General features: G+C 64.4%; 19 protein-coding genes and 4 pseudogenes. 8 read left to right on the forward strand and 15 right to left on the reverse strand.

Annotation, left to right across the window (positions count from 1 at the left end):
• Window positions 1-11: 11 nt before the first annotated feature.
• Window positions 12-1,676, reverse strand: coding sequence for a methanol/ethanol family PQQ-dependent dehydrogenase (locus tag ACVWZ4_RS22535; protein WP_456741230.1), 1,665 nt, complete (start codon window positions 1,674-1,676; stop codon window positions 12-14).
• A gap of 400 nt (window positions 1,677-2,076) precedes the next feature.
• Between ACVWZ4_RS22535 and ACVWZ4_RS22540 the strand changes: the two are divergent.
• The 4 genes and pseudogenes from ACVWZ4_RS22540 to ACVWZ4_RS22555 all read left to right on the forward strand — a co-directional run.
• Window positions 2,077-2,286 (forward strand): annotated as a pseudogene (locus ACVWZ4_RS22540) (calcium-binding protein); the annotation flags it as partial.
• Window positions 2,287-2,457: 171 nt separating this feature from the next.
• Window positions 2,458-2,538, forward strand: coding sequence for a pyrroloquinoline quinone precursor peptide PqqA (gene pqqA / locus ACVWZ4_RS22545; RefSeq protein ID WP_012029362.1), 81 nt, complete (start codon window positions 2,458-2,460; stop codon window positions 2,536-2,538).
• 24 nt (window positions 2,539-2,562) lie between these two features.
• Window positions 2,563-3,465, forward strand: a complete 903-nt coding sequence (locus ACVWZ4_RS22550; RefSeq protein WP_456735865.1) for a hypothetical protein — start codon at window positions 2,563-2,565, stop codon at window positions 3,463-3,465.
• 102 nt (window positions 3,466-3,567) lie between these two features.
• Window positions 3,568-3,777 (forward strand): hypothetical protein, encoded by a 210-nt coding sequence (locus ACVWZ4_RS22555; protein WP_456704816.1) that lies wholly within the window; start codon window positions 3,568-3,570, stop codon window positions 3,775-3,777.
• A 10-nt stretch (window positions 3,778-3,787) separates the two neighbouring features.
• On the opposite strand, the gene ACVWZ4_RS22560 is transcribed toward ACVWZ4_RS22555, so the two are convergent.
• Genes ACVWZ4_RS22560 through ACVWZ4_RS22575 form a run of 4 tightly spaced genes read right to left on the reverse strand, consistent with a single transcriptional unit; the run spans window position 3,788 to window position 6,573 of the window.
• Complete coding sequence (locus ACVWZ4_RS22560) at window positions 3,788-4,138, reverse strand: hypothetical protein (protein ID WP_456735864.1); 351 nt, start codon at window positions 4,136-4,138, stop codon at window positions 3,788-3,790.
• Between the two features lie 48 nt (window positions 4,139-4,186).
• Entirely contained in the window at window positions 4,187-4,897 is a 711-nt protein-coding gene (locus tag ACVWZ4_RS22565; protein WP_456735863.1) for an ABC transporter ATP-binding protein, read from the reverse strand.
• Complete coding sequence (locus tag ACVWZ4_RS22570) at window positions 4,887-5,624, reverse strand: ABC transporter permease (RefSeq protein ID WP_456735862.1); 738 nt, start codon at window positions 5,622-5,624, stop codon at window positions 4,887-4,889. The genes ACVWZ4_RS22565 and ACVWZ4_RS22570 overlap by 11 nt, the downstream gene beginning before the upstream one ends.
• Window position 5,625: 1 nt before the next feature.
• On the reverse strand, window positions 5,626-6,573 hold the full coding sequence (locus ACVWZ4_RS22575) for an ABC transporter substrate-binding protein (RefSeq protein ID WP_456738203.1): 948 nt from the start codon (window positions 6,571-6,573) through the stop codon (window positions 5,626-5,628).
• A 120-nt stretch (window positions 6,574-6,693) separates the two neighbouring features.
• On the opposite strand from ACVWZ4_RS22575, the gene ACVWZ4_RS22580 reads away from it, so the two are divergent.
• On the forward strand, window positions 6,694-7,053 hold the full coding sequence (locus ACVWZ4_RS22580) for a hypothetical protein (protein ID WP_456735861.1): 360 nt from the start codon (window positions 6,694-6,696) through the stop codon (window positions 7,051-7,053).
• 65 nt (window positions 7,054-7,118) lie between these two features.
• Here the strand turns inward: ACVWZ4_RS22580 and ACVWZ4_RS22585 are convergent.
• A pseudogene (locus ACVWZ4_RS22585) lies at window positions 7,119-7,235 on the reverse strand (quinoprotein dehydrogenase-associated SoxYZ-like carrier); the annotation flags it as partial.
• Window positions 7,231-7,551 (reverse strand): hypothetical protein, encoded by a 321-nt coding sequence (locus ACVWZ4_RS22590; protein ID WP_456738336.1) that lies wholly within the window; start codon window positions 7,549-7,551, stop codon window positions 7,231-7,233. The pseudogene ACVWZ4_RS22585 and the gene ACVWZ4_RS22590, both read right to left, overlap by 5 nt.
• A gap of 95 nt (window positions 7,552-7,646) precedes the next feature.
• On the opposite strand from ACVWZ4_RS22590, the pseudogene ACVWZ4_RS22595 reads away from it, so the two are divergent.
• Both ACVWZ4_RS22595 and ACVWZ4_RS22600 read left to right on the forward strand, forming a co-directional pair.
• Window positions 7,647-8,485, forward strand: a pseudogene (locus ACVWZ4_RS22595) (substrate-binding domain-containing protein).
• Window positions 8,482-8,789, forward strand: a pseudogene (locus ACVWZ4_RS22600) (PQQ-dependent catabolism-associated CXXCW motif protein); the annotation flags it as partial. The pseudogenes ACVWZ4_RS22595 and ACVWZ4_RS22600, both read left to right, overlap by 4 nt.
• A 162-nt stretch (window positions 8,790-8,951) precedes the next feature.
• On the opposite strand, the gene ACVWZ4_RS22605 reads toward ACVWZ4_RS22600, so the two are convergent.
• The 8 genes from ACVWZ4_RS22605 to ACVWZ4_RS22640 all read right to left on the reverse strand — a co-directional run bounded on the left by ACVWZ4_RS22605 (window position 8,952) and on the right by ACVWZ4_RS22640 (window position 15,562).
• A complete protein-coding gene (locus ACVWZ4_RS22605) occupies window positions 8,952-9,251 on the reverse strand; it encodes a copper-binding protein (protein WP_456704811.1) in 300 nt (99 codons plus the stop codon).
• Window positions 9,252-9,385: 134 nt separating this feature from the next.
• A complete protein-coding gene (locus tag ACVWZ4_RS22610; protein ID WP_456704810.1) occupies window positions 9,386-9,997 on the reverse strand; it encodes a hypothetical protein in 612 nt (203 codons plus the stop codon).
• On the reverse strand, window positions 9,994-10,842 hold the full coding sequence (locus ACVWZ4_RS22615; protein WP_456738772.1) for an ABC transporter permease: 849 nt from the start codon (window positions 10,840-10,842) through the stop codon (window positions 9,994-9,996). The genes ACVWZ4_RS22610 and ACVWZ4_RS22615 overlap by 4 nt, the downstream gene beginning before the upstream one ends.
• The gene (locus ACVWZ4_RS22620) at window positions 10,839-11,645 is read right to left on the reverse strand and encodes an ABC transporter ATP-binding protein (RefSeq protein ID WP_456704808.1); all 807 of its coding nucleotides are present in this window, start codon (window positions 11,643-11,645) and stop codon (window positions 10,839-10,841) included. The genes ACVWZ4_RS22615 and ACVWZ4_RS22620 overlap by 4 nt, the downstream gene beginning before the upstream one ends.
• Window positions 11,642-12,625: a YVTN family beta-propeller repeat protein gene (locus ACVWZ4_RS22625; RefSeq protein ID WP_456741232.1), complete on the reverse strand. Its 984-nt coding sequence runs from the start codon at window positions 12,623-12,625 to the stop codon at window positions 11,642-11,644. Before ACVWZ4_RS22625 ends, ACVWZ4_RS22620 begins: the two co-directional genes overlap by 4 nt.
• A complete protein-coding gene (locus ACVWZ4_RS22630; RefSeq protein ID WP_456735859.1) occupies window positions 12,610-13,788 on the reverse strand; it encodes an ABC transporter substrate-binding protein in 1,179 nt (392 codons plus the stop codon). The genes ACVWZ4_RS22625 and ACVWZ4_RS22630 overlap by 16 nt, the downstream gene beginning before the upstream one ends.
• Window positions 13,789-14,023: 235 nt before the next feature.
• On the reverse strand, window positions 14,024-14,869 hold the full coding sequence (gene fghA / locus ACVWZ4_RS22635; RefSeq protein WP_456735858.1) for an S-formylglutathione hydrolase: 846 nt from the start codon (window positions 14,867-14,869) through the stop codon (window positions 14,024-14,026).
• Window positions 14,870-14,941: 72 nt separating this feature from the next.
• Entirely contained in the window at window positions 14,942-15,562 is a 621-nt protein-coding gene (locus tag ACVWZ4_RS22640; protein ID WP_456704804.1) for a response regulator, read from the reverse strand.
• 197 nt (window positions 15,563-15,759) lie between these two features.
• Here ACVWZ4_RS22640 and ACVWZ4_RS22645 point away from each other — a divergent pair, with 197 nt between their 5' ends.
• Complete coding sequence (locus ACVWZ4_RS22645; RefSeq protein WP_456735857.1) at window positions 15,760-17,118, forward strand: histidine kinase; 1,359 nt, start codon at window positions 15,760-15,762, stop codon at window positions 17,116-17,118.
• The last annotated feature ends 34 nt before the right edge of the window (window positions 17,119-17,152 follow it).

Below are 17,152 nucleotides of genomic sequence, written 5' to 3' on the forward strand. Positions count from 1 at the left end.
GTATCTTGCCGTTACTGCTTCACCGCAAAGACCCAGAGCGAGCCGCCGGGTGGCACCTTGGCCAACCGCTCGTCGCCGGAGAACAGCGAGTAGACGCCGCCGTAACCGGAGGTGACGGCCACGTACTGCACGCCATCCTGCTGCCAGGTCACCGGCTGGCCCTCGATGCCGGAGCCGGTCTGGAACTGCCAGAGCTTCTTGCCGCTGTCGGCGTCGAAGGCCTCGAACTCGCCGGTCAGCGAACCCGTGAACACGACGCCGCCGGCGGTCGACAACACGCCGGAGAAGCGCGGAATGTCGCTTGCCGCTTCCCACTTCGCCTTGCCGGTCATCGGGTCGATCGCCTTCAGATGGCCGCGCGCACCGTCACCCCATTCCCAGGGATCGGTCAGGTCCATGCCGAGATACCATTCACCCTGCTTGAATGTGACCGGTTCCGACTTGTACCTGCCGCCAAAGGCGAGCGTGTTGGCGTAGGCGAGGCCGGTTTGAGGATTGAACGACATCGGCTCCCAGTTCTTGCCGCCGAGGATCGACGGATAGACCGTGACCTTCTTGCCGTCGCGCGCGTCCTTGACGACGTAGGTCTCGATCGGCTTGCCCGTCTTCAGGTCGACGCCGCTCGCCCAATTCACCTTCACGTAAGGATTGGCGGCGAGCACCTTTCCGTTGGTGCGGTCGAGCACGTAGAAGAAGCCGTTGCGGTTGGCGTCCATCAGCACCTTGGTCGGCTTGCCCTCGACGTTCATGTCGGCGAGGACCATCTCGGCCACCGCGTCATAGTCGAACGGATTGTTCGGCGAGAACTGGTAGTGCCACTTGATCTTGCCGGTCTTGGGATCCATCGCCAGCACGGAGCAGGTGTAGAGGTTATCGCCGGGGCGCACGGCCGCGTTGAACGGGCCGGGATTGCCGATGCCCCAATACACCGTGTTCAGCTCGGGATCATAAGACCCCGTGATCCAGGTCGAGCCGCCGCCGAGCTTCCAGGTATCGCCCTTCCAGGTGTCGCCGCCGGGCTCGTCCGGCGAGGGGATCGAATGGGTGCGCCAGAGATGCTTGCCGGTGGCCGGATCCCAGCCGTCGATGAAGCCGCGGGTGCCGAACTCGGCGCCCGAGATGCCGGTGATGACGACGCCGTCGGCGACCAGAGGCGCCACCGTCATCGAATAGCCTTCCTTGATGTCGGCCGCCTTCTGCCGCCACAGCTCCTTGCCGTCCTTGGTGTCGATCGCGATCACGTTGGCGTCGAGCGTGGTGCGAAACAGCTTGCCTTCGTAGAGCGCGCCGCCGCGATTGATGATACCGCAGCAGACGATGCGTGGAGTCTCGGCCGGATATTCGATCTTGGATTTCCAGATCTGCTTGCCGGTCTTGGCATCGACCGCCATGGTCGCATTGTGTGAGGTCACGTAGATCACGCCCTGGTACACCAGCGGCTGCGATTCCTCGCTGCGATCGTCGTTGAAGGAGTAGTTCCAGACCGGGACGAGGTTCTTGACGGTGTCTTTGTTGATCTGGTTCAGCGTCGAGAACCGCTGGAGATTGTAACCCATCCCGTAGTTGAGAACGTTCGATGTATCGGTTGCGCCCTTGACCAGTTGATCGGTCGTCTGTGCGCTCGCAACCGAGCATGCGGATATGACGAGGCTCGCGGCCATCGCAAAACGTTTCATCCGTTCCTCCCAATAGGCGCGCCTTTTGGCGCTGCAGGAACAACACTCCGTTGGAAAGCAAAACACGTCAATACGAAAGTCGAGAGTGCACTGCCGATATTTTGGCGCCGGAAGCCGGTCACCTGACGGAAACCTGACGATCAACCCTCACTTGCAACTCTCACTTGGCCCCCCACTTGCAACTCCCACTTGTGTGCAGGCGCTGAAAAAATTCCGTGGCGTGATGCAGGGCTTGCGACGGGCGCGCGCTGGAGCCGTAGGGGTTCGCCAGTCGTGCACTGAACGGCCAGCGGTTCCGGACTTGAACCGCGGCATCCTTGTGGACTTATGTCATTCCATGCCCGCGCGAATCGGCTCACGATCAGGGAGGTCCAAATGATGGCGCGTCGCTCAATTGCGCTTGCGCTTGCGCGAACCCCGCGGACGGTTAACGGCGAAAGAGCTCGCCGCTGCCGACGACCCCGATCACGACGGCACGCTCACGCTCGACGAATACCTGGCCGTGGTCGAGCAGCGTTTCAACGCGGCCAATCCCGACGGGGATGGAACGCTGGATGCGAAGGAGTTGAATTCGCGCGCAGGTCGCGCGCTTCTCCGGCTGTTGCGTTGAGAGCCACCACGTTTGACTGGGAGCGAAGGCGATTTGCCCGAGAGCGAAATTTGCGTGTGTTGCGCGATGGTTCGCTGTGTCTGCGGTCCAATTCCAGACTTGCGCCGTGCCTGACCCAGCCCTAGGTTTTGGCCGGCGCGATGTCGCGCTCAATACTTGGGGAGACCCCGAATGGCTTGGAAAGCTCCGAAGATCGTGGAAGTGCCGGTCGGCATGGAAATCAACATGTACGCCTGCGCTGCGCGCAAGTAGGACTGACGACCTGCCGCGGCTTCGATGGCAGATGCCGTCGAAGCCGTGGTAGTGTCAGGGATGCGCACGAGAGCCCACATCCTCTGGACCCTGGCCTGCACGGCTGCGCTCGCGCCGGCATGTGCGAGCGCCGAAGAGGGCTTCGATACCGAGCACATCTTCGGCTTCATGATCGGCAGTGACGTCGGTAATCCCGGCGAGCGCGAATTCCAGACTCAGACGACAGGACGCTTCGGCAAGGGCAGCGGCACCTATCGCGCGCTCGGCGAGGAGGTCGAGATCGAGATCGTGCCGCTGCCGAACTTTCGCATCGAGGCCGGCGGCACGGCGACGATGCACGACATCACCGGCGTCCCTGATGTCGACGACCGCCGCCAGTTCAACTTCCAGGGTTTCTCGCTCGACCTGCGTTATCGCTTGCTGGATCACGTGACCGCGCCGTTCGGCTTCACGATCGCCTCGGAGACCCATGGCGATCGCATCGACGAGGTCAGCGGCGCGAAAGGGCGGATGTACGGCACCGACTTCACGCTGGCCTTTGACCGCGAGCTGATCCCGAACTTTGTCGTCGGCGCGCTCAATCTGGTCTACCAGCCGGAATGGGCGCGCTTCGAGGTGTCGCGGCTGTCCGAGAAGAGCTCGACGGTTGGCGCCGCGTTCGCCGGCATGGTGCGCGTGAGCCCAACCATGCTGCTCGGCGGTGAGATGCGTTACTTCCGCCAATATGACGGCATCGGTCTCGGCGCGCTCTCGGGGCAGGCGCTGTTCGTCGGACCGACTGCTTATTTCCAGCTCTCGGAGCAATCGCGGCTCACCTTGAGCTGGAGCATGCAGGCCTGGGGCCGTCCCGCGGGATCAGCGGCCAATCTCGACCTGGTCAATTTCGAGCGCCATCAGGCGCGGCTGGTGTTCGGGATCAACTTCTAGCTACGCGGCTTGCCGGCCCGTCTCGCACCGAATGAAACTACCCGCAGCCCGGAGCGTAGCCTATTGTGCTCGTCTCAATCGCTCCCGCGCGAGGATCCCGGCATGAACCCGATCGACCTGGTGGTGACTGTGTGTGTGGTGCTCTCGCCTGCGACCTGCGAGGAGCTGCATCTGGTGTTCGACTTCGGCGGCTCACCGGCGCAATGCTCGATGGCGGCGCCGCCCCATATCGCGCAATGGATCGGCGAGCATCCGAAATGGCGGGCGGTGCGCTGGCGTTGCGAATATCCGCACACACATGACAAGGCGTGAGGCGCGCCTGCTACTTCGTGCAGTCCTTCAGATCCTTGTCCGCGATCGAGAACACCGCATCGGCCTTGATCTCGATGTCGCGGACGACGCATTGCCGGGAATTGGGATAGGTGACCTTGGCGTCGTAGCGGCCGGGTTCGACGCCGGTAATGCGCAGCCGCTCGTCGTGATCGACCTCCTTGTCCTTGTCGTTCAGGCACTGGTTCGGGCCCCAGTCGGTCTTGCCTGATGGCGCAAGCTGGAAGCCGGAGATCGTCTCGCTCGTGAGATTCCAGAGACGGATGCCTTTGCCCTTGGTCTGCGCGAGCGCTGTGCCTGGCATAGCCAACAAAATGCCAATCGCGATCAGCTGACGGCGCATTGGTGACCTCCTCGGGACGATCTCATTGATGCAGTTGACCACGAGTTCTCATGTCGATTCAAGCGGCAACGCCGCGAGCTCCGCCTTGATCCTCGCAAGCTCGGCTTCGCTGCGTTCGGCGCGCGGAATCGAGATCGGCACGTCCTGCACGATGCGCGCCGGGCGCAGCGAGAGAAAGAACAGGCGGTCGCCGAGACGGATCGCATCCTCGAGGCTGTGGGTCACCAGCAGCGTCATCACCGAGCGACTCGCGACGAGCGTCGCGATCTCGTCGCGCAGGCGGCCGGCGAGCGCGTCGTCGAGCGAGGCGAGGGGCTCGTCCAGCACGAGCAGATCGGGCTCGACTGCAAAAGCGCGCGCCAGCGCAACACGCCGGGCGAGGCCGAGCGACAATTCGCCGGGGAAGTGGCTGCGATGCGCCTCGAGCTCCAGTATCCTGAACAGCTCGGCAAGCCTGGCATCGGAAACATCAGGCGCCGCCAGCCGTACGTTCTGCTCGACGGTGCGCCACGGCAATAGCCGCGGCTCCTGAAACACCATGCCGATTCGCGCTTCCGCGGGGCGCCTGACACGGCCGCCGAAATCGCGGTCGATCCCGAGGATGATGCGCAGCATCGTGCTCTTGCCGCAGCCGGACGGACCGATCAGCACGCCGACTTCGCCGGATTGCAAGCCAAATTTCAGGGGCGAAAGCACCTCGTGCGTTCCGCCCGCGGCACTTCTGTAAGTCTTGCCGGTGATCTCGACCTCAAGCCGCACGGGGCCGCCACCGCGTTGCGCGGGCCTCGAACGGCTGCACCAGCGCGGTCTCGATCACGAGCACGACGGCCGCGAAGGTCAGGGAATAGGCGAGCAGCCGCGGCGTGTCGAACAGCTGGAAGGCGACACCGATCTCGAATCCGACGCCGTTCGGCCGTCCGAGCAGCTCGGCGACCAGAACGATCTTCCACACCAGCGAGAGGCCGGAGCGGGCGGAGGCCGCGAGATAGGGCGCAAGCTGCGGTAGCACGACGTGGCGGAAGGCGCGCCAGCGGGGCATTGCGAACACGGTCGCCATCTCATCGAGCGAACGGTCGAGCGCGCGCGCCCCCTCGCGCAACGTGACGACCGCGGTCGGCAGCTTGTTGATGGCGATCGCCCCGATCGCCGCGGCCTCGGTGAGGCCGGCCCAGATATAGGCCAGCACGATCACCACCAGCGCCGGCAGGTTGAGCAGCAGGATCAGCCAGGGATCGCCGAGCCGGTCCGCGAGCTTCACCCGGCCCATCAGATAACCGATGGCGCTGCCGACGGACATCGCGAGCACGAAAGACAATGCGACGCGCGCCAGCGTGGCGCCGAGATGCAGGAACAGCGCGCCGCTCGCGGCGTCCGCGATGATGACGTTGAGTACCGCAGGCGGAGAGGGCAGCTTGGCACCGCCGACGAACAATGCGGCGGTCCACCAGATCGCAACGAAGAGGACGAACGAGAGAAGGCGCAGCACCTCAATCTCCGGGAGCTGCATGATAGAACGTGCCGGGATCGAGCTCGGCCGCCGGCCCGACAAGGTCACGGCCGCCGATCCCGGCCAGCACGCGGTACAGCACGCGCGCATCCGCCTCCTCATCATTGATGGTCCGGCGCGGAATGCCGTCGCGATAGCGATCGCGGTAAGTCTTCAGCATAGCCGGACCGGTCGCGCCGGTGAGCGGCGCAATCTTGTCCCAGGCTGCGTCCGAGGTGACGAGCAACTGCTTGGCCTTGCGCGTCATGGCGACGAAGCGCGCCACGGCGTCGCGATGGCTCGCGGCCCAGCTCTCGTCGAAGACGTAGCCGACGGCAGAGACAGCGCCCTCGACGCCCAGCTTCGGCAGAATCTCCTCGATGCCGGCGAGGCGGCGAAAGCCCTTGGCCTCGAGCTGGGCGCAGAAATTCCAGAAATTCAGGGTCGCATCCGTCTCGCCTTCGAGCGCCTTGGCGGCGATCAGCGGCGGCGCGCCATAGACGATGGTCGCATCCGATTTCAGGTCGATGCCGTCCTGCTTCATACGTGCTTGCAGCAGCAGCCAGCTCTTGTCGATCGGACCGCCACCGACGGCGAGCTTGCGGCCTCTGAGGTCGGCAAGCGTCTTGATCGGGGAGGAAGCGGGCACCATCACCGCGCCGAGCGCGCTCGAATAGGGATAAAAGGTGAGCTTGGCGCCGAGCGCGCGCTCGCGCGAAACCCACAGCCAGTCCGACAGCATGATATCGGCATTGCCGGCGCGGAGCGCGATCTTGCCGGCCTCCGGGCTCGCAAGCTCGGTCACTTCCAGCGACAGATCGGCCTCCTTATCCAGCCCGGCCTCGCGGATCGTCGCCAGTTCCCAGGCGAACGTTCCGGTCTTCTGGACCGCCAGGCGGATGACATCAGCTGCCTGGGCCCGCAGGCCCGGCGTCAGTGCCAGCATCATCGCGAGCGCCAATATTCGTGCCAAAACTCTCATCACCTTGTGAGCCGCTTCCTCTGAAAGAGTGCTTTTCAGGACAATACGCATAGCATAGCTTCCATCGCAACCAGCGGGAGGACGCTCATGAGTCTTGCGGGACAGGTACGACCGATCGTCGCCGCCGTGGTCGTGCTTGCGGCGACCGCCTATGCCTCCCGGGCCGAGGAGGCCAATGATTATCCGACCTCGGCGCGCGCGGAATATGTCTATGGCTGCATGAAGGCCAATGGCGAGACGCGGCAGGCGATCGAGCAATGTTCTTGCTCGGTCGATGTCGTCGCCTCGATCGTCCCCTATGACCGTTACGTCACCGCCGAGACTGCGCTCAGCATGTCCCAGGTCCGCGGCAATCTCGGCGCCCAGTTCCGGACGTCAGAGCAGGCGAATTCGGCGGTGAGTGATTTGCGCCGCGCGCAGGCCGAGGCCGAGGTGAGGTGCTTCTGATCAAGGCGCCGTGCCAACCGCATTCGTCATGGCAGGGACAAGCCCGGCCATGACGGTTGGGAGACCTACGTCCCCGGCTTGTCCACGTCCCATTCATTGCGGAACACGTGACCATCCGTGTCCTTGGCCTCCGCGCGAAAACGCTTGGCGCCGTTGGAGACACAGGTGAAGCGCAAATTAGGATGCCAGCAATTCCTCGCCCTCGCGCAAGCTGCCGCCGGTGTCGATGACGGCCACCGCTTCCGTCCCGACGATGAAGCCGACATGGGCAATATCGCCCTCGTTTTCGCGCGTCATCAGGGTGATTGTCCCCGAGTGCACGAAGATTCCCGGCGCGACTTCGCTTACAGGCAATTCGGCAGTCCCGGCGCGTGCTAACTCCCAGCAGGCACAGGACTGCGATCCTTGACGCGAGACGAGACACGTTTTCGCCTCAGTTTCAGGGCTTGCCGCACTGCGCTGCAACACGACGAAGCCAACACAAGGCTTGGCGGACATGGCGCATCCCGCGTTGCATGGATTGCATTCGAATGGAATGAGGAGGAAGCGCGATGGAAGCCGATCGGCATCGTCGCTGGTTGATTTCAGTGTGTATGATGGTGGCGGCTTGTGGGATGGGCGATGTCGCCAGCGCGCAGACGACTGACGGTGGTGACCTTTCGTTCGAGCTGGTCGATCCCAAGGTGCTGCGTGTCTGTGCCGATCCGCGCAACATGCCGTTCTCCAACGAGAAGGGTGAGGGCATCGAGAACAAGCTTGCGGAGCTGTTCGCGAACAAGCTGCACAAGAAGCTGGACTACGTGTTCTTCCCGCAGGCGACAGGCTTCGTCCGCATGACCCTGGGCGCGCACCGCTGCGACGTCATCATGGGCTTCCCGCAAGGCGACGACGTCGTGCAGGGCACACCAATCCCTATTACCGCACGACCTATGCGCTGGTCGCGAAGGCCGGTGGCGGACTCGAGGATGTCGATACGCTCGAGGATCCCAGGCTCAAAGGCAAGCACGTCGGTATCATCGCCGGCACACCGCCGGCGACCAACATGGCGATCGCCGGGCTGATGAGCGACGCCAAGCCCTATCCGCTGATGATCGACACGCGCTACGACAATTCCGCACAGGCGATGATCGACGATCTCACCGCCGGCAAGATCGACGCCGGCGTGCTGTGGGGACCGATGGCAGGGTACTACGCCAAGAAGGCCGGCTCGCTGCACATCACGCCCTTGGTGAAGGAAACCGCAGGGCCGAAGCTGGTCTATCGCATCGGCATGGGCGTGCGCCCCGCCGACCAGAACTGGAAGCGGCTGCTCAACAAGCTGATCCAGGAGAACCAGGGCGAGATCAACAAGATCCTGATCGATTTCGGCGTGCCGCTGCTCGATGAGAACGACCGGCCGCTCGGCGCGGAGGCGGCCAGGAAAGCGCCATGAGATGGCCTCTTGCCGCTGCGCTCGTCGCCGTCGCGCTCCTGGCGCCGGCATCGGCGCAGCAGCAGAAGCCGTCCGAGCCCGACGGCTACCGGACCGACAATGACCGCGCGCCCGTGCGGCGACGCTGCAAGGTGCGCGCGTGTTGACGACGGCGCAGGCCGAGGCGATCTGGCGCGCGAAGAACGGTGCCTTCATCGACGTGTTGCCGCGACCGCCGAAGCTCAAGAACCTTCGGGCAGGTACCGTGTGGCGAGATGCACCGCGCAAAGACATTCTCGGCAGCATCTGGCTGCCGGAGGAGGGCGCAGCCCGAGCCGCGGCCGGAGCAGTGAGCCCGGCTTTCTCCACGTCATCGCGAGCGTAGCGAAGCAATCCAGAATCGTCCTGTGGAGGAACTCAGGATTGCTTTGCTGCGCTCGCGATGATGGTGTGGGTGCAGTATCGCAGCCCTCGACGGGTGATCCGCCTACTGCTTCTGCAGCTTCGTCAGCGTGCCCGACCCGTCGGTGTTCGTTGCGGTGTAGGTCACCCTGTCACCGGCGTGAACGGCATCCAGCATCGCAGCGTCCTTGGCCTTGTACTGCTGGAGCGCGCCGACGCCACCGGCACTGCCGCCGACCGTGCCCGTCTGCATCTGCTGGATCGAGATCGTGTTGTTGAGACGATCGATTCGAGTGACCATTCCGGTCATATCGTCAGCAAAAGCGCTGGATGCGAGCATGGTGACGGCTGCAGCGCCCGCGAAGATGAATCTTGCTGTTCCCATCGAGGCCTCCCGTTTCCAGAGATTCACATCGACAAGCCATCCTAGATCGATTTGGTTCCCGCAGATAGCGCGCCAAACATTAACGATGGTGTTGATATCCGGGAACTTTCATGAAGCCGTCAGGAAGGCTGACGCTATTCGATTTCCTGCTGGATGACGCGGCCGAGCGCAAACAGGCGCTGGTCGATCGTGGTCGGAACCTCGCAGACGAAGCGCACCACCTTGCGGCGGTCCTCGAAGATACGGGTCTCCCAGATCAGCTGGTTGCTCATGGCGTCGACCTTCGCCTCGTCGCGCGGCGTCGCGTCCTGCAGCGCCTGGAGCTGGATGGTCTCCTCGCGGATCTTGTCGGCAGCCTCGCGCTGCTTGCGGCTGACGCGTTCGAGTCCGCTCAGGACCTGGGAGCGCTGGGCGTTCAGCGTGTCGAACAGGCCGGCGAACAGCAATTTTGCATTGGTGGTCTTGTCGGTGGAGCCGGTCAGAAAGTCCTTCACCGACTTCTCGGCCTCGTCCAGCGGCGTCTTGCGCGCCGCGAGCTTCGAGACCAGCGCGCTGACCCGGCTGTCGTCCTTCCATTTGCTCTCGGCGTCGTCGAGCGCGGGGCCTGCCCAGACGGCGGCGACGGAGATCTCCGGCACCTTGGCTTGCGTACAAGGCCAGTCGGGATAGCGCGGATCTGCGGCGCGTGCGGCTGCCATCGAGACCGCGAACGCAAGGGTTGCCATGGCATATGTCCGGACCCTCATCCTTCGCCTCCCGCCGGCCCGCGCCGCGCCAGCCCGCGTGAGGGATCATAGGCGAAAATCGCGCCGGTCATGAACACGATTGTGCAAGCTCCAACCACGGCGAGCGAGATCCAGCTGATCTGCCCATACAGCGCGAACCGGATCAGCTCGACCGCATGAGTGAACGGATTGGCCTGACAGACATAGTAGAGATAAGGGCTACCCTCCTGCACCCGCCACAGCGGGTAGAGCGCGGACGACGCAAAGAACATCGGGAAGATGACGAAGTTCATGACACCCGCAAAGTTCTCCAGCTGCTTGATGCCCGAGGAGATCAGCATGCCGAGCGAGCCCAGCATCAGCCCCGACAGTATCAGCGCCGGCAGCACGGTGAGGTAGCCGATCGGGGGCGGCGTGATGTCCCAGAACCAGGCGATGATCAGGAATGCATAGACCTGGAGCAGCGACACCGCAGTGCCCGCGAGCAGCTTGCAGAACAGCAGGAAGCCGCGCGGCAACGGGCTGACCAGCAGCGTACGCATATTGCCCATCTCTCGGTCGTACACCATCGAGAGCGAGGACTGCATGCCGTTGAAGAGCTGGATCATCGCCATCAGCCCGGGCGCGATGAAGACCTCATAGAGAATGTAGGTCTCGTAGGGCGGGATGATGGAGATGCCGAGCACCTGGCGGAAGCCGGCGGCGAAGATGAACAGCCATACCAGCGGCCGCACCAGCGCCGAGACGAAGCGTTCGCGCTGATGCAGGAAGCGCAGACCCTCGCGCCAGACGATGCCGGTAAGGCAGGTCATGTACTCCGAGGTGGAGAAGCCGCGCGGTGCGTTGCGCGTGGCGATGCTGTTCATGTGCCGCCTCCCGGCATCACTTGCGCGCCCGTCAGGCGCATGAAGGCGGTGTTGACGTCCTGTGCGCCGGCCTCTGCGAGGACGCGGTCCAGCGGGCCCTGCGCCAGCACCTTGCCCTGGTGCAGCACCACGAGATCGTCGCCGGCCATGGTCTCGTCGAACAGATGCGTCGCCCAGAGCACGCCGATGCCCTGCTCGGTGACCAGCTGGCGGACATGGCCGATGATGTCGGCACGCGCCTTGACGTCGAGCCCGACGGTCGGCTCGTCCAGCAGCAACAGCCGCGGCCGGTGCAGCAGCGCGCGGGCAATCTCCAGCCGCCGCATCTGCCCGCCGGAAAGATCGCGCACCTTGCTGCCGGCGCGCTCAGTGAGGCCAATGCGCGCAAGCAACTCGGCGCTGCGCGTGGCCGCCTCGCGCCGGCTGATGCCGTGAAGAGCGGCGTGATAAAGCAGGTTCTGCGTCAGCGACAGATCGAGGTCGAGCGTGCGCGGCTGGAACACCACGCCGAGCAACCGCAGCGCCTCGCCGGGCGTGCGGGTGATGTCATGGCCGAAAATGGCGACGCGACCGGTCTGGATGCCGAACAGGCGGGTGATCAGCGAGAACAGTGTACTCTTGCCGGCGCCATTGAGGCCGAGCAGCGCGGTGAAGCTCGCCGGCTGCACTTCGAGGGAGACGTCGATCAGCGCCCGTCGCGGGCCGTAGGAATGGCTGACGCCGTCGATCGACAACGCCGGCATCGCGGCCGGATCACGCTTCAATGTCTCGCGTTGTTCTGCGATAGGGGCGGGGCTGGTCATGGCGCGATCGTGATGCCCCAGGGCAGCTCGCCCACTTGAATGGTCTTGATCACCTTGTGGGCGGCGACGTCGATCACGGAGACGTCGTTGGAGACGCCGTTGGTGGTGAGCAGATATTTTTCATCCGGCGTGAACGCCATATGCCAGACGCGCTGGCCGACCAGCAGATATTTTGTGACTTTGCGCGAGGCGGTGTCGACAACGGCGATGCGGTTGGCGGGACCGAGCGCGACGAAGGCGGTCTTGTCGTCCTTGGTCATGCCGATGCCGACAGGCTGGATCGCCTCTTTCCGCAGGCCCGGAATCTCGAAGGTGATTTTGCCGGTCACCTCATGCTTTCCGGGATCGATGACCGATACCGTGCCGCCGATCTCGGACGACACCCACAATTCGGACGCGTCGTGCTTGAACTGGGCAAAGCGCGGGCGCGGATCGACCAGCACGTTGGCGACGATCTGGCGCGACGAGGTGTCGATGAAATGCGCCATGTTGGTCGTCTCGGAGGTGTTGATCAGGGTCTTGCCGTCGGGGCTGATGGTCATGCCCTCGGGCTCGACGCCGACCTGGATGTCGCCGAGGCGCGCGCGCTTCTCCAGATCGATCACGGTGACGGTGTTGTCGTTCTCGTTGGCGACATAGAGCGTCTTGCCGGCGGCATCCTGGGTGAACAATTCAGGGTCGGGTCCGGAGGGCAGCGTGTCCACCACGGCTTGGGTCTTGGCGTCGATCACCTGGATGGTGTCGTCGTCGCCGACCGCAACCATGACGAATTTGCCGTCACGGGTGAACTCGATGCCGCGCGGGCGCTGGCCGACCTTGATGGTCTCCGTCACGGTCCAGCTGTCGGTGTCGATGACAGAGACCGTGTTGCTTTTCTCGTTCGAGACATAGGCGATGACGGCATGCGCGGGCGTTGCTGCCAGCATCAGTCCGGCCAGCAATCCCGCACGCGACATTCGACGCCTCATTTCAGCTTGCATTTGCTCTCCGGGCGATCGTAGCCGAGCGTGTCGAGCTCGGAGACCTGGTGCAGGAAACCTTCCTGCGGCGACACCGACACTACCATGCGGCCATCGACCAGCAGGATCGGCTGGCGCAGCTGGAGATTCCAGTCGCGCACGGTCAGCCGCGTGCCCTTGAAGGCGGCGATCTCGAAATCCGGTTCCTTGATGAAATCCGAGACCTTCGTGACGTCGCCGGATTTGGTCCGCGAGGTGGCCTCACCGATCATGCGCACGGCGGTCCAGGCCTGCATGTCGAGCGCGGTCATCCGTCGCGCGTTCAGCTTGATGAAGCGGTTCTGCATCTGCGTCGCGCCCCACTGGTCCTGCGCCGCATCCCAGCTGCGCGGCACGAGGCCGGCTGAGCCGGCGACCGGCCGCGGGTCCCAGGTGCGATAGGGTAAATAGGCTGCGAACACTTCGCTTTCGTCGGCGGCCACCAGTACGTCGTAGGCCGGTGCCTGTTGCGTGACCACCGGCATCTGGCGTTGGATCAGCGTCACGCCGGAGTCCGTGCGGCGCGCGCCACCCTTGTCCTCGAAGGTCCGCTCCTGCACGATCTTGGCGCCGAACCGCGTGGCGGCGCGCCGCAGCGCATCGGCGTAGAGCTTGTCCTCGTCATGCGAGCCGACCACCAGCAGCCAGCGCGACCACTTCTTCCACACCAGGTATTGGCCGAGCGCATCCGCCAGCATCGAGCGCGTCGGCGCGGTGTGGATCACGTTGGCGCGGCAATCGGCCTCGCGCAGCCGCTCGTCGATGGCGCCGGCGTTGAACAGCAGCGTGCCGCGATCGCGCAAGGCGTCGGCCACTTTCAGAAGCGTATCGGCCGGCAGGTCAGCCACGATGAAGCCGTTCCTCTCGGCGAGCGCGGTCGCAGCCAGGACCGGGTCGTCGCCTTCCTTGATCCGGTGCTCCTCCAGCGTGAAGCGCTGGCCCGTGAATTTTCCGGTAGTGTTGTTGTCTTCGATCGCGAGCTTGGCGCCGGCGACCCCGTCATTCTCGGCGGGCTGCTCGACCAGCGACAGTGTCGATTTGGCACCGGCAACGCGGAGATAGCCGACGTGGATTTCGACGGGGTCCGCCAGCGCCTGCGTCGTCGCAACAGCGAGGCCAATCAGGCCGACCAACCATCGGATCATGCTTCCTCCAAACATCCCCCCGGCTTGACCGCCGGTGGAGAATTGTTTCTGCTGGAAGCATGACCGATTTGGCAAGGCTTGCAACCCCGCATTTCGTCCGCGCGCGCGCGAGCGCTGGAATCACGATCGTGCGAGCGTTGCTGTGTTTCGCAGCATTCCTGTTGACGGAATCAGCCGCGCTCGCCGATCCGCCTGCTGACGCCGAATGACGGCAAGCCGGAGTAGCTGGGAAGGCTCATCCCTTCAGTCTCTCCGCGTGCCAGTGCAGATGATCGCCCATGAAGGTCGAGATGAAATAATAGCTGTGGTCATAGCCCGGCTGGCGCCGCAGCGTCAGCGGGATGTTGGCTTTGGCGCAGGCCGCTTGCAGCAATTCAGGCTTGAGCTGTTCTTTCAGGAAATTATCGGCCTCGCCGACATCGACCAGGAAGCCGGAACATCTTGCGCCGTCCTCGATCAGCGCCACCGTGTCATGGCTGCGCCAGGCATCCTTGTTCGGCCCGAGATAGCCGGTCAGCGCCTTGATGCCCCACGGCGCCTGCGACGGCGCCACGATCGGAGCGAAGGCGCTCGCCGCGCGATAGCGGTGCGGATTGCGAAGCGCCACCGTCAGCGCGCCGTGGCCGCCCATGGAATGGCCCATGATCGTCTGCCGCTTGGCATCCACGGGAAAATGTCCCGCCACGAGTTTGGGCAGCTCGTCGGTGACATAGCTCCACATGCGATAGTTGCGCGCGAACGGCTCTTGCGTGGCGTCGACATAGAAGCCGGCGCCGAGGCCGAAATCATAGGCGTTGTTGGCATCACCGGGCACGTCGGGCCCGCGCGGTGAGGTATCGGGGGCGACGAAGATCAGGCCGAGCTCGGCGCAGGCTTTGCGGAATTCGCCCTTCTCGGTGACGTTGGCATGGGTGCAGGTCAGACCGGAGAGATACCAGACCACGGGCAGCTTCGCGCCCTCGGCATGGGGCGGAACATAGACCGAGAACACCATGTCGGTTCCCGTCGCCGCGCTCCCATGGCGATACACGCCCTGCACGCCACCATAGGATGTATTGGTCGAGACAGTCTGGATCGTCATGCCTGATGGCTCCGTGGCATCTCACCACATCGAGAATGCAATGCTCGTGTGACCGAGATTTGTCGCGCGCTTTTAGGCCACGCCGCTGTCGATCGCCAGCCGCACCAGCTCGATGGAGGTCCTCACCCCGAGTTTCTGGCGCATGATCGAGGAGGTGTTGGCGACCGTCTTGTAGGATGATTGCACCAGCCACGCGATCTCGGACAGGCTTTTTCCAGCGCTCAGCAGCCGCAAGATCTCCATCTCGCGCGCGTTCAGCTTCGACAACGGGCTCTGCGCCAGCGTCGGCCCTGCGAAAGCGATGCTGCGCGCGATCGCGCTGGGAAGATAGGTGCCGCCGCCGCCAACGGTGCGGATCGCCTCGACGAGGTCATCGGGGTCGCCGGTCTTGGAAACATAGCCCTTGGCGCCGCATTCGATGGCGCGTGCGGCGAAGGCCGGGTCGTCGTTCATGCTGAACATGATGATGCAGGCCTCCGGCGCGCGCTCGAGGATGCGGCGAGCGAGCTCGAAACCGGAGACGGTCGGCAGGTTGATGTCGATCACGCAGAGGTCCGGGCGCTCGACGATGAAAATGCTCTCGCCATCCTCGGCGTCCGCAGCCTCCAGAATCTCGATCTCGCCTTCGTCGGCCAGCACGGCACGGCAGCCGGAGGCGACAATGGGATGATCGTCGACGATCAGAATGCGCATAGGCGTTCCCCGCGGCAGCGCGTTCCCGTGACAGGATTTACCTTCATTATCGCGCCGCATGATGCCGAACGAGACAGCGCGTCGGGTCATGCAACCCGGCCGGGATTGCTGTACGTTCCGATTAGATATCGGGCGCTTCGCCTCTGTCAACGCTATCGGACAGGTGTGAACGATCCTTCGTGGGACAGGCGAAAGCAATGTGGCAAAATCTTTCCTTGCGCGGGCGCATCAACCTTCTGCTGGCGCTGCTGCTGGCGCTCGGGCTTGCCGTCAACATCGCCCGCGAGCTCGCGGAGGCCGGTCCCCGCGTGCAGGCCGAGGACCAGAGCGTGATCCGGCTGGCGCGCGAGTTCATCGAGATGATCGTCGCCGATCTCAACGAGGCGCCGGATCCGGATGCCAGGTTGGACCAGATCGCGCGCGACCTCAATCGCCTCCGCCATGTCAGCATCGCGCTTCGGGACGCCGGCGGCAACCCGCTGACGTCGCCGCGTGCCCATAGCGATGACGACACGCCCGGCCCACCGGCCTGGTTCGTCAGCCTGGTTCATCCCGACCAGACTGCCGTCAGCGTGCCTGTTTCGGTGCATGGCAAGCCCGGTTCGCTCGTCATCATCTCGCATCCCAATGACGAGATCGCCGAGATCTGGGACGCCATCGTCACGCAGCTCGAGGTCGGATCGGTCATCGCGCTGCTGCTGTTTCTCGTGATGATGACGGTGGTGGGCCGGGCGCTCGCACCGCTCGAGTCCCTGGGGCAGACGATGAGCGAGCTCGAAGGCGGCCGCTACGACGCGCGCGTGATGCCGGGCGGCGCGCCCGAGCTTGCCGCGATCTGCACCAGGCTCAATCATCTGGCGGCAACGCTCGGCGAAGCGGTCGAGGACAAGCGGCGACTTGCCGAGCGCGCGGTGTCGCTCCAGGACATCGAGCGCAAGGAGATCGCGCGTGAGCTGCATGACGAGTTCGGGCCCTATCTGTTCTCGCTGCGCGCCCATGCCAGCGCGTTGACGAAGCTCGCCGACGGGCGCGGGCCCAGTGCAGAGGCCGTGCGAAAGCACGGCGGCGCGCTTCTCGAGCAGATCAATGCGCTACAGCAGTTCACCCGTCGCGTGCTGGAGCGCTTGCGGCCTGTCGGCCTCGCCGAGCTTGGCCTCGGCAAGGCGCTGGAATCGCTGTGGCGGCTATGGCGTGAATCGCATCCCGAGGTGACGATCGAAACCACGATCTCGCCGGCGCTCGGGATCACAGGGGAGACCGCCGATCTCACCATCTACCGCGTGGTGCAGGAGGCGCTCACCAATGCCTTCCGCCATGCCGGTGCGACCGCGATCGATGTGGTGATCGAGCCGGCGGAGCGGCCGGGGCGCGACGGCCGTGGCTACGCCCGGGTGCGCGTCAGCGACAATGGCCGCGGCATGGAGCCGGGCCAGAAACTCGGCTTCGGCCTGGTCGGCATGCGCGAGCGGATTCTGGCGCTCGGTGGCACGCTCAACGTCGCGTCAGGCGAGGGCGGCGTCACCGTCGAAGCGCTGGTTCCGACCGCTTCGGCCTGATCGCATCAGGGAAATCTCCCGGTCGGGAAGAATT

Source organism: Bradyrhizobium sp. USDA 4472, from assembly GCF_054058595.1.